Origin of the sequence: Trichococcus pasteurii (assembly GCF_900112935.1) — a bacterium.
In the GTDB taxonomy this organism is placed as follows: domain Bacteria; phylum Bacillota; class Bacilli; order Lactobacillales; family Aerococcaceae; genus Trichococcus; species Trichococcus pasteurii.
Map to the genome: position 1 here is coordinate 1 of NZ_FONM01000032.1, position 11,555 is coordinate 11,555.

At 38.5% G+C, this 11,555-nt stretch carries 9 protein-coding genes and 2 pseudogenes; all 11 read right to left on the minus strand.

The window, feature by feature from the left end:
• A pseudogene (locus BM184_RS14750) lies at nucleotides 1–186 on the minus strand (IS1634 family transposase); the annotation flags it as partial.
• 205 nt (nucleotides 187–391) lie between these two features.
• Nucleotides 392–1,075 (minus strand): nuclease-related domain-containing protein, encoded by a 684-nt coding sequence (locus BM184_RS14755; protein ID WP_086943471.1) that lies wholly within the window; start codon nucleotides 1,073–1,075, stop codon nucleotides 392–394.
• Between the two features lie 177 nt (nucleotides 1,076–1,252).
• Complete coding sequence (locus BM184_RS14760; protein WP_086943472.1) at nucleotides 1,253–2,881, minus strand: hypothetical protein; 1,629 nt, start codon at nucleotides 2,879–2,881, stop codon at nucleotides 1,253–1,255.
• Between the two features lie 205 nt (nucleotides 2,882–3,086).
• Nucleotides 3,087–4,169, minus strand: coding sequence for a glycosyltransferase (locus tag BM184_RS14765; RefSeq protein ID WP_086943473.1), 1,083 nt, complete (start codon nucleotides 4,167–4,169; stop codon nucleotides 3,087–3,089).
• 78 nt (nucleotides 4,170–4,247) lie between these two features.
• Nucleotides 4,248–6,605: an ATP-binding cassette domain-containing protein gene (locus BM184_RS14770; protein ID WP_218151059.1), complete on the minus strand. Its 2,358-nt coding sequence runs from the start codon at nucleotides 6,603–6,605 to the stop codon at nucleotides 4,248–4,250.
• On the minus strand, nucleotides 6,568–7,653 hold the full coding sequence (locus BM184_RS14775; protein WP_086943475.1) for a HesA/MoeB/ThiF family protein: 1,086 nt from the start codon (nucleotides 7,651–7,653) through the stop codon (nucleotides 6,568–6,570). The genes BM184_RS14770 and BM184_RS14775 overlap by 38 nt, the downstream gene beginning before the upstream one ends.
• Complete coding sequence (locus BM184_RS14780) at nucleotides 7,650–8,759, minus strand: HesA/MoeB/ThiF family protein (protein ID WP_086943476.1); 1,110 nt, start codon at nucleotides 8,757–8,759, stop codon at nucleotides 7,650–7,652. Before BM184_RS14780 ends, BM184_RS14775 begins: the two co-directional genes overlap by 4 nt.
• A 2-nt stretch (nucleotides 8,760–8,761) precedes the next feature.
• Entirely contained in the window at nucleotides 8,762–9,211 is a 450-nt protein-coding gene (locus tag BM184_RS14785) for a JAB domain-containing protein (protein ID WP_086943477.1), read from the minus strand.
• 81 nt (nucleotides 9,212–9,292) lie between these two features.
• Complete coding sequence (locus tag BM184_RS14790; protein ID WP_218151060.1) at nucleotides 9,293–9,472, minus strand: hypothetical protein; 180 nt, start codon at nucleotides 9,470–9,472, stop codon at nucleotides 9,293–9,295.
• A gap of 505 nt (nucleotides 9,473–9,977) precedes the next feature.
• Nucleotides 9,978–10,448 carry a VanZ family protein gene (locus BM184_RS14795; RefSeq protein WP_086943478.1) on the minus strand — a complete coding sequence of 157 codons (471 nt, stop codon included), beginning with the start codon at nucleotides 10,446–10,448 and terminating at the stop codon, nucleotides 9,978–9,980.
• Between the two features lie 67 nt (nucleotides 10,449–10,515).
• Nucleotides 10,516–11,460: pseudogene (gene rfbB, locus BM184_RS14800) on the minus strand (dTDP-glucose 4,6-dehydratase); the annotation flags it as partial.
• Nucleotides 11,461–11,555: the final 95 nt, after the last annotated feature.

The following is an 11,555-nucleotide window of genomic DNA, read 5'->3' on the forward strand; positions in this document are numbered from 1 at the left end:
CGATGAAGTCGGGGCCGGTTTCTTTTTGTACGAACGTGTTGGGATGATTTCACCTGTAATCGGATCGACTTTTCCAATCAGTGTCCTCTTAGCGCGTGATTGTTGCTTTTCCTTATCCCAGTAGGGTTCATTCTGATAGGCATAAGTAATGCCCGTTTTCTTGTTTGTCTGAAAAATAACTGCCATATCAACACTCCTCGTTATACATTATATTATATAACGAGTTATAAGTCTACAAAAAAACCGCTATATATCAATCGTTACAGCGGTTTTTCGAGTGATTATCGTTACACAATTCGGGAATGCAGGTTATATGCGTCTTTTGAATGCGGGCTTACATAAAAAATCCCCAGTGAGAATCTCACCAGGGATCAGTCATGCATTTCAGTATTCAGTTCCGCCACCTCATCGCATCGATATGCGCTTGTTTGGTCGCAGCATCCGCGAGGGCGTATTTGCTTAGTTCGCTGTGGATTTGGTTGATTTCGAATATGCTCAAACGATCAGGCAGCTGCGCCATATCATCCTCGACCTCTCTAAAGAGCACATTCCGGTTCATGACCTTCACTTCCGGGGAATGGACAAACATTTTCTTCAATTCGCAGCGTTCGCTGAAGATGATATAGGAGCGGAACACGTTATTGCTCAGTCTAAGGTGCTTCTGTAATGCGCTGATGTGCTTCTTGTTTTGCCAAATAGGATTGTAAAATCGATACTTTTTCCCACCGTTGAGTGATTGAGTCCAGAATTTGGTGTTTTCGTCGCCAAAAATCCAGCCGCTGTAATTCTTCGATTCGAACACATAGATGCCAGTTGCCGTGATCATGATCAGGTCGATTTCGGTTGTGGTGCCGTCTTCCTTGGGCAGATAGACATTCGTCAACAATTTGTGCTCCTCGCCGAAACGTTCCAAACAGGAATAAATCAAAAATTCCCCATTGCGCCCAGGATCCAGAATCGTTTCAAATAAACTGTGTCCGCTCACCTCTTTATAGCCTGAGGATTTGAAACGATCTTGGTTAGGTGGAATTCTAACCAACAAGGCCAAGAGTAAAAATAATAACAGGAATTCCATATGGTTCGGCTCCTTTATAGAAGAATGAACTACTCTTTCATAATACACTAGGCTTAGCTAAAAGGCGGCTCTGATACTCTTCGAAAATAAGCTGATACTGTAGCACGTGAAAGTATCTTTAAGGGGCTAGTTGAAACCCAATTTTTAAAGTTTAATTACAACTAATATACAAGCAAATCACTTCTGCTTTGTATATTTTAGAAGTTGATTATCAACAATAATTGTCAACAATTCAACTAATAAATTCAAGCATTCTGTCAAACAATTGAAAAGCGGATTGTAAAAATAATTGGTCTCACTTGCGGTGTATATTTTCCCCCATCGCATAGTATGAGTAGCATAATTTCTGATTTTTGTAAGGTATAAATAGTTACTATCATTCAAAATATTTTGAATTTGATTGTCGATTTTGGTTATTTTTTGCTTGTAGCTTCTAAAATCTTCAAAATATTTGATATCGTTTCCTGTATTATATTTTGAGTTTACATATTGTGCTAACTTATCAAAACAAGAGCAAAGTCTATTAACTGCACTATATAGTAACTCTTCTTCATTGATTAGATCATCTAATTTATCATCAGGATATCTGTTCAAAAAGTATTCTTCGAATTTATAAGAAGCGATAATTAATCTTGATACTTCATCAATTCTGAAGAAGACATCTCCAACAACTTGTTGGTTTTCAGAACTTATTTCAGTGAGGAGGTTAAGTTTGAAAAATAGTTCATTTTTACTTGCTTCTATCTCTTTCGGATTATAGCTATTTGCTGGTTCAGAAGGGAATAAGGCAAAATCAGATTCCTGTTCCGCTTGCATTGGGGTTTTTGTTAAACTAATACTTTGTTCTATTGCACTTGTCATATATGTCATTAACTCTTTTTCAAATTCGAAAATTTTTGATTCTAACTTAAGAATTTTACTTATGTCATTATGATACATTTCAATATCAATTGCTAAATCATTATAGTTAAATTCCATCATTTTCTCTTTGTTATTATTAAGCCAAATCATAAGATCAGATTCAGCATGTGAATTTGCATTTCTTTTTTTTCGCTGTGTATTTAAAAAACCATCACTATGGTAACTACTAAATGCTTGATACAAGTTTGAAATTTTAGTAGCATTCTGTTTGACATGCTTTAAAATACTATGTGATTTATTTTTTTTAAGATCTGATTCAAACGGATAATTTGAGAGTATACCTAATAAAACTATCATTTTTTCATCAATTTGTATTATGTATTCAAAATTATTAGCCATTAAAAACCTAATTGTTAATGGGTGATTATTGTGTTTTTCTACGAATTTATACATAACAAGATTTTTAATAATTTGTACCCTAATGTACTCAATTTCTTCTATCAATGAGAAGATGTAACCGAAGGGTGATGGCATATCTTCAATCTCATTCAAATTATTTTCTCCCATATATACTATTGCTAAATCATCTAATTTATTATTGTAATTAAACGTGTGATTTTGAATATTTTGAAAATATCTCTGTTGCTTTTTACTAAACCCTTCATAAGGCGAACCAATCAGTTTATACTTAAACAGTACTTCAGCACTTTCTTCTATCACATCAAAATAATGAAAATTCGCTTTAATTTCTTCGGTCTTATAGAATCCACAATAATCATTTTCTTCAATTATCCCTAAAAATTTGGATTCTAATACCTCACAACCATTTGAACATTCAATATACATGCCATTATAAAAGCGATCAGTGATAAATAATGAATAATCGTTGCAAGATGCACATCTGAATTTTTTTCTATAAGTCATAGGATTAATTTTTTTTTTCATAAAAACTTATACCTCTTTCTAGTGAACATAGCACATAATTAGCAACTGCTTATATGACGTCATCTATTTACACAAAATGAATTATGTACAAAATTGAAACATTCAAAAATAATGTAGTGTATAGTACTTTCGACTACTACAAGTACGAACTTAAAGCGGACTAATTGTGAAACTGTTTACCGTTCTGAAATCAAGTATTCACACCTTAGGAGTGAATACTTGATTTCAGAATTCGGGCAACTTTATCGACGGAATTCTCATATTTATCCAAGTTTCCTCTGATGATATTCTCCTCGATTATCAGACTAATTGCCTCCATATCCACCCTTCTCAAATCACTCTCTTTAATCGAAGCGGCAACGCCGATGCGTTTGAGTTCTTCAATGTTTTCGGTATCCTCCAGTACGCCTTCCCTTTCGATCAGCACCAGGTTCCTTTTGGAAAGCAAGGCTTCGGAGATGGTGCCCCAGCCGGCTTTGGCGATGACGATGTCGCTGGCGGCGAGGTAGTTTTGGGTGTCGAAGGTTTCGACGGGGAGCTGGACGACGGTGGCGTTACCGGTAGCTGTAATGTTGATACCGCTGGTGGTGAAGATGGTACCGGCGTAGTTGTCGATTTGGATGTTGTTCAGATCTGCGGATTTACCGCAGGTGATGAAGATGCTTGGGCCGTATTGTTCTTTGATGGCGGCGATGCGATCGGTATTGAAGCGACGGCAGATGAAACCGATTTGTTTTCTTGGGACGGGCAGTTTGGGTGCCGGCAGCATCAGATCGTATTCAATCAGGATGTCGAGTTTGGCGTAGACCTCTCTGAAACGGGCGATGATGGTTTCGGACAGGCCGAGGTACTCGTACTGCTCGTACCAGGTGAAGTTAGCGATGCCGATGTTGCGCACACCCAGTTGTTCCCCCACTTGAATGCCGATGGCGCTGATGTCACTGATGACGCAGGCGACGGGCAAATCGCGCAGAATGGCGACTTCCGCGGCAACAGCTGTATCCCAGCCTGCCATGAAATCGGTCAGCTCGTGCTCGAGACGCGGGATGTCGACCTGCAGACTGTTTTCCTTGTTGACGAGGCCGACTTCGGTGCGGATGTCCCTGTAGGTCACGCGGTCGCCGAAGCGCGCGAGGTAAACGCGGGCGAAGCTGTTCTGGTAGGCGCCGCTCGCGAGATAAATCAGATGATCGGTCGTCTCCAAAAGTTCCTCAATGATCGCCAGGCATCGGGTCATGTGCCCGAAGCCATGGGATGATGCGTAAAATGCTATCCACTGTTTATACACGTGACACCTCTCATTTTCCAAATTTTTTTATTATTAACTCTAGTCTTAAACAAACAGAAAATTCTAACTGGAAAAAATCTATACGAGTCCATACCATGATGACTGAGGATCTCTAAAAACATTTTCCGGTAATCCCTTTGACACAATTTTACCGCCTAAATCACCTGATTTAATTCCAAAATCCAACAGATAGTCTGATATTTTTGCAATGAACTCAATATTATGTTCAATAATAATAATCGTCTCACCTTGTTCTTCTAATTTTAATAACACTTTCTCTAGTAATTCAATATCTTGGGTATTCAACCCAGATGTCGGTTCATCCAGTATATATATTTTCTTCTTTTTCATCGGAGTACCCAATGATTTTGCGAGTTTGATTCGTTGTGCTTCTCCTCCAGACAACTGCATAGACATTTGTCCTAATGAAATATATCCTAAGCCTATCTCATCCACACATTTTAGTTTTGAATATACAGGAATTACGTCATTGAAAACTTCAAATAATTCACTTACCGATGCATTTAAAATATCATTGATCGTTTTGTCTTTATACTTCACCAATAACACATCTTCATGATATCTTCTTCCTCCACATTCTGTACATTCGATATATGAATCCGGCAAATAATTCAATTCGATTTTCTGGAAACCCGTCCCCTGACAACTTTCACACCTTCCGCCAGGCACGTTCAGACTAAAATCCGATGCAGTGAATCCATTGATTTTAGCAGATTCTGTTAGTGAGAATAATTGTCTTATATTGTCAAATACGTCCAGATATGAAGCAACTGTTGAACGAGATGTTTTCCCAATTGGTTTTTGATTTACGTAATCAACAGTGTTAACTTTTGTAGTATTAGTGAATTTATGGCATTTAACAGCTTTGCCACTTGAAACACAATCTTCGATTACAGAAACCAAGGTACTTTTCCCTGATCCAGATACTCCGGTAATACATGTTATTTTTTTTAACGGAATTTCAACATCTTGATCTACTATATTCCTAAAATTGATTTTTTCAAACCGTATCCAATTTTTTGGTGCTTTCGGTGATTTAAAATTTAAAATTATTTCTGTTTTTTTTCTTTCCTGATTAACATCCTCATTAATAACATAACCGCCTTTGGGTCCACCTACAGGGCCAAGTTCAATAACCTTATCTGCTTCAGAAATGTACTTTCTATTATGTTCAATTGCAATCACAGTATTTCCCTTTGCTACCAGATCCTTAGTTGCATCAATAATACTGATAATATTTCTCGGATGTAAACCTCTGCACGGCTCATCCAATATATACACTAAACCTGATAAAGCGCAATTTAATTGTTTACATATCCTAACACGTTGTACCTCCCCTCCGGAAAGCGAAGGGATACTGCGATTCAAACTCAGATATCCAATATTCATCGCTATCATATTATTTGTTCTTATAAAAATTTGATTCAACATTTGATTTACTTGCTCATGGACATTACTTTGCACATATTCATGCTTTACCTTTTCAATCCATTTATTTAACTCATTCATTGGCATATTTTCAACATTCGAAATATTTTCTTCACAAACGGAATGTTCCAGTACTTTATCTTCTAGTCTTGTGCCTTGACAGCGTGAGCACACTTGTTTTGTTAAGTATTTAGAAATATTCGCGAACACAGACGGAGTATCAATATCACGTAACTTATCTTCTAATTCTCGCACAGCCCCCTTTACTTCTATACTTCTATGTTTAGTCCTCCCTTTTGGAGTTTTGAATTTCAGTTGAATAAGTTCACTGCTATCCCGATATAAAAGTATTTCTTTTTCTTCATCATTTAACTCACGTACTTTTTTATCTAAATCAATATTGTGTAAAGAGCAAAGAACAACCAAAGTCTGATATTCTTCAGAAGTTTCTTTTCCCTTAAAATAAGAAATTGCGCCACTTCGCAAAGTTTTCTCATCATCCGGTATCAATCTATCCATCGAAACTGCGTACTCTTCACCTAATCCTTTACATTTTTTACAACAGCTAGTGGGGTCATTTGAAGAAAAAAAACTTTCTTTAAGAGTCAATCCTTCCCGGTAATTTGTAATCAGAGCAAACAATGTTCTGAGATAGTGTGAACTATCCGACAATGTACCTATAGTAGATCGTGGATTTGAATTATAATAATTTTGTGAAACGTTTAATGCTGGCCTCAGATTTTCGATAGAACCGACAAGCGCCTTATTCATTATTTTTTGCGCAAACATATTTCCTGACAGGTTTTCCAATAGTTCCCGTTGACTTTCAGCATACAAAATATCATAAATCAAGGATGATTTCCCACATCCAGATACGCCTGTCACACATGTAAATTTGTCGATCGGTATCTCCACATTTATATGTTTCAAATTATTTTCAAAAGCATCCTTAATGATAATATTGTCCCTCTTTACCACACCATTCACAATCTTCCCTCCTAACAAACGTTTTATATGTGACATCCATACTATAAATATCAAATTCGCCTCTTCGATTAAGATTAGCTGGTGTGATTTCCTTTGATAAAATTTTGATGGCTTCCATGCCAATCATACTGGCTATTATTGAACACATCGGACCAAAGCTTCCTACTTTACGGTTTCTCACTGCTAGTTTCCTTACGCGTTGGGTATCAATCTTATTTTCTTCTTCAAGCTGATTCTGGAAACACTTCACACATGCAGAACTCCCAGGGATTACTGATTGACCTATCAGTGACAAGTGAAGGTTATACCCTCCACCAACAATGTGCGGAATGCCTCTCCTCATTGAATATTCTCCGATCCACAAAGAGGTAGTGTCAACATTGGGCTGATCCGCGCAATTTATTATCAGATTTATATGTTCATCATCAAACTCCTTAAGTATGTTTGCATCTAACATCTCACAAACTTTAGTGACCTTTATATCGTGATTGTAATCTTGTAATCTATCAGCTAAAGCATCAACTTTTCTCCTTCCGATATCGCTCTCAACGTATCCAAATTGTCTATGTAAATTTGACATTTCAACAGTATCTGGATCAAGTAAAATAAAATTAAGAACACCCGATTGAGCTAAATTTGCTGTTACCCACGAACCAACCGCTCCCAAACCAACAATCATTACCTGTGCGCTTTGAATATTTCCCCATAACCTCAGCAAGTGCTCATGCGATCCAGAAAAATCTTCAAGAAAATGTATGACTCGACGAAATTTATCATATTCATCAAAATCATTTTTTGGTGAGACATTATCCAATATCCCTTTGCTTCGCAAAAAGTTCAGCAGCAACTTCAATTCATCTACAGATACATCATTCTCTCCTGCTATTTCTTCAATTGTTTTTAGCCCATCCAATCCACAAACAATTTTCATTATTGAATCATCATCGACTTTAATTCGTACTTGTTGTCTAGTGTTTGATTTGAAAAATTCCAGAATAATATCATTTATTTTTACGACTGAGACCGTTGAATTTAATTTAGGCATCATAGTACATCACCGCCGCAAACCGGACAATTATCATTTTTCATGACATTGAGATAAGTTAAACTCAAATCTGAAAATAATAATTCCCCTCTCACTTTATATTCTTCACTTATATTAACTAGCCCTGCAATATACTTTATAATTTCAGTTGCTGCAAATGACGCTGAAAATAGTGACATCGAAGCCAGTCCTCCCATTTCTGTATACCGTTCCTGAACAGGATGTTCCTTTGGTTTCCATCCCTTTAACTTCTCTTTGAAATATCCTGCATAACATTCAACACAAGGTGTTACATGTGGAATTATAAGTTCCCCAGTGCTTGCTAAATGCGCATCAAATCCACCTGCTATATAATGTGGAATATTATATCGAATACAGCATCTGGAAATTTTTGACGATGTATATCCTATATATGGTTCATCCAGTGTGTTTACCACAAAATCAGCTTTCCTGATATATTGTTCTACATCAGAATTAGGTTTCATACCTTCATCTATTGTATGCACCTTAACGGAACAATCAATTTTCTGCAATTCTTCTTTTAATGCTGATACCTTGCTTTTTCCAACGTAGTTATTTCTATAATACATATGTCTGGCTAAGTCGGAATATTCTACTGTATCATAATCAAATAGAGTTATATTTTTCACACCCGCCATCACTAGTTCTGTTGCTACATCCCCCCCTATAGCCCCACAACCAAAAATTAATATGTTGGTGTTCATAAGTTTCTTCTGTGCATAGAACCCTTCTTCTTCGCTTCCTAGAAACTCGGAGAAGTAATTTATCTGACGGCTATACCTATTACACTCATCTTCACTCAATATATTTTCCTTAACTTTAATTGGGGTAATCAATCTGTTTTTTTCCATTAACAGCAATACAAAATCTACAGATTGACTGTCTATATCATGATTGTCTGCCATATACTCTTTCAATTCTTGTACTGTATGACTACCATCAATTTGCTCAATCAATAAAATCATTTCTTTATTGGTCTTAAAACTTTTTCTCTGTCTAGTATTCAAATAATAAGCCATAATGTATCTTTCATCACTCAAGAACAGATCTACAGAATCCTTCACCTTATATACAGTTTGATTATCCATTACTATTCCCCCATGGCTACACTTTCACGAATTGAAACAATTTCTTCCTTACAATTCACTATAAGTGAGTCTATCAATTTAATTTCAAACAATTTAGCAATCATACCTATTTTCTTTGTGAGTGATATATCCGCTTCCGTTATTTCCAATACTCCACTAGGGTGATTATGCGCAATAATAATTTGTGATGAATTTGACAACAAAGCTATCTTGAATATTTCTGCAATATTTACTTTCACATTCTCTATGTTACCTATTGCTACGCATGCAAAATTAACTATCCGGTTAGAACTATCCAAACAAATGAGTCCCACATTTTCAACATTGCTCTTCCCAATTTTTTTAGAAAATATTTCCCCCGCACACTCAACCCCAAAAATGAGGTTAGTTTCCGTATCAATTTCAAACGTATGGTCTATAGCCAGCTCTAGCTTCACACAATCTATAATCATCTTTTACTTTCCTTTCAAAAAAAAATGCCGCAACCCGATTTATTTAGGTTACAGCAGAATTTTCCATATGATTATTACAAACTAATATTGGATTACTCCACCTTCAACTTCAAGGAATTTTCCCCATTCATCTTCAGTAGAAACGTAACCATTTCTTGTACACACTCGAGTACAGCAATCTGATCTGCTACCAGAACAATCGGCCGTATAATCTGCAAACAATTCGCTCTCATTGACTTCTTCAAATTGTAATTTATTCACAGCAATCATCTCCATTGGTGTTTCTTTTAATTATATTTCTAATCCCCAATTTTATCAATATATATTTCAATCTGTACCGATAAAATATAGTAATGTTATTAATTTTTGATGATTTGTTGTTTCCAAAAGTTCTTCGATGATCGCTAGGTAGCGTGTCATATGCCAGAAGCCGTGGGATGATGCGTAGAGTACAAGCCATTTATTGTTCATGGCGGGTCTCCTTTGTGGTTATATTTTTTTCTGGGCGGCCGCTCTCCTCCGATGAGCATTCTTCTCATCGGAGCTGACGCTTTCCTCCGGGTAGGAGGCTCTCTGCCGGAGGAAAACAATCCAAAAGACGAATACCTCCGACCACCGCAGCTGCGCCGGAGTTCGGCCGTCCACAACGTATTCTCCTCCGGCCAGCATTTGCTCGTCGAAGTTGAGCTATCTGGCGCAATGCTGTTCTCCGGCGGGCACCCACTCATCGGAGAGGCGCGTGCCACGCGCAACACCCTCGGGTATACTACAAACGCTTCTGCTTCAGTTCTTTCCATCTGTTTTCCACAAACAGAACATAAACCCCAATCCCGAGCGAAGCTCCGCTGCTGTCTATCAAAACATCCAGCAGCTTCGGGGTGCGTCCGGGGACGAAGGCTTGGTGCAGTTCGTCGGTGATGGCGTAGCTGATACAGAGCAGCAATGTGAAGACTACACCCTGCTTACCCGTCAACCCGATCCGTCTCATCGCAAACAATACGATGATTCCCAACACTAGATAAGCCAGGAAATGCGCGCATTTGCGGATGAAGTGATTCAATGATAGGACATTCACGTCAGGCCGGAAGAGCTTTGCCAGGCTGACAATGAGCGTCGTCACTTTTGTGCTCAGGAGGTTCGATTGTTCTCCGGGCTGTGCTGAAAGCTTGAAGATGATCGCCATCCAGAAGACGACCGCCAGCATAATCAGCAGTTTGCGTTGGTTGGCTTTCGTCATATCCACAGGCCTCCTTTATTTTCCATTTAATCAAATAATGGGCTCCAGAAGAGCGTTCCGCTATTTCCTATTGATTGTTTTTCGCATACTTTGCTTCAACGGCTTCTTTTTCGGCGGCCCACCAGTCTCTGTTTTCGGTGTACCATTTGATGGTATCAGCCAAGCCATCGCGGAAATCAGTGAATTGCGGGGTCCAACCCAACTCTTCACGTATCTTAGTAGAGTCGATCGCATAACGCAAATCGTGCCCCGCACGATCTTTTACACAGTCGTAAGCATCTTTCGGTTGGCCCATCAATTCCAGAATCAGTTCCAAAACATCACTGTTATTCCTTTCTCCATCGGCACCGATCAAATAGGTTTCTCCGATCCGGCCATTCATCAGAATTGTCCACACCGCCGCTGAATGGTCATCCACGTGGATCCAATCCCTCACATTTTTCCCGTCACCATATAGTTTCGGGCGCATGCCGGACAGTATATTGGTGATTTGGCGCGGAATGAATTTCTCGATGTGTTGGTAAGGGCCATAGTTATTGGAACAGTTCGAAATTGTCGCTTTTAGCCCGTATGAACGCACCCAAGCCCTGACCAACAAGTCAGAACCTGCCTTTGTGGACGAATAAGGGCTGGAAGGATTGTAGGGAGTCTCGGGCGTGAATTTTTCGCCAGGACCTTCCCCTTTTCCAGACAAGCCCTCACGCAAGGGCAAGTCACCATACACTTCGTCCGTTGAAACATGGTGATAACGAACGCCGTATTTGCGGCATGCTTCAAGCAATGTATATGTTCCGATGATGTTCGTCTGAACAAACGGAAAAGGATCGTTCAATGAATTGTCATTATGCGATTCGGCAGCGTAATGCACGACTGCATCCGCCTCTTTGACAAGCTGATACACTAGTTCGGCATCCGTTATATCCCCTACAACGAGTTCTACCCGATCTGCTGGCAGACCAGACAGATTCTTCTTGTTTCCCGCATAGGTCAATTTGTCCAGAACGGTGATATGTTGTCAGTGCTAAACTAAATTGAACAGTTTTCGATGAATAAGATTGAACACTTTCGCCAAAGAATATCTCCAATCCTGTATACTTTTAAAGGTAT

Coding starts and splice junctions, on each gene's coding strand:
- BM184_RS14775 (WP_086943475.1), bottom strand. CDS start 7,653: ATGATGCCTAAATTAAATTCAACGGTCTCAGTCGTAAAAATAAATGAT.
- BM184_RS14760 (WP_086943472.1), bottom strand. CDS start 2,881: ATGAAAAAAAAAATTAATCCTATGACTTATAGAAAAAAATTCAGATGT.
- BM184_RS14795 (WP_086943478.1), bottom strand. CDS start 10,448: ATGACGAAAGCCAACCAACGCAAACTGCTGATTATGCTGGCGGTCGTC.
- BM184_RS14785 (WP_086943477.1), bottom strand. CDS start 9,211: ATGATTATAGATTGTGTGAAGCTAGAGCTGGCTATAGACCATACGTTT.
- BM184_RS14755 (WP_086943471.1), bottom strand. CDS start 1,075: ATGGAATTCCTGTTATTATTTTTACTCTTGGCCTTGTTGGTTAGAATT.
- BM184_RS14780 (WP_086943476.1), bottom strand. CDS start 8,759: ATGGATAATCAAACTGTATATAAGGTGAAGGATTCTGTAGATCTGTTC.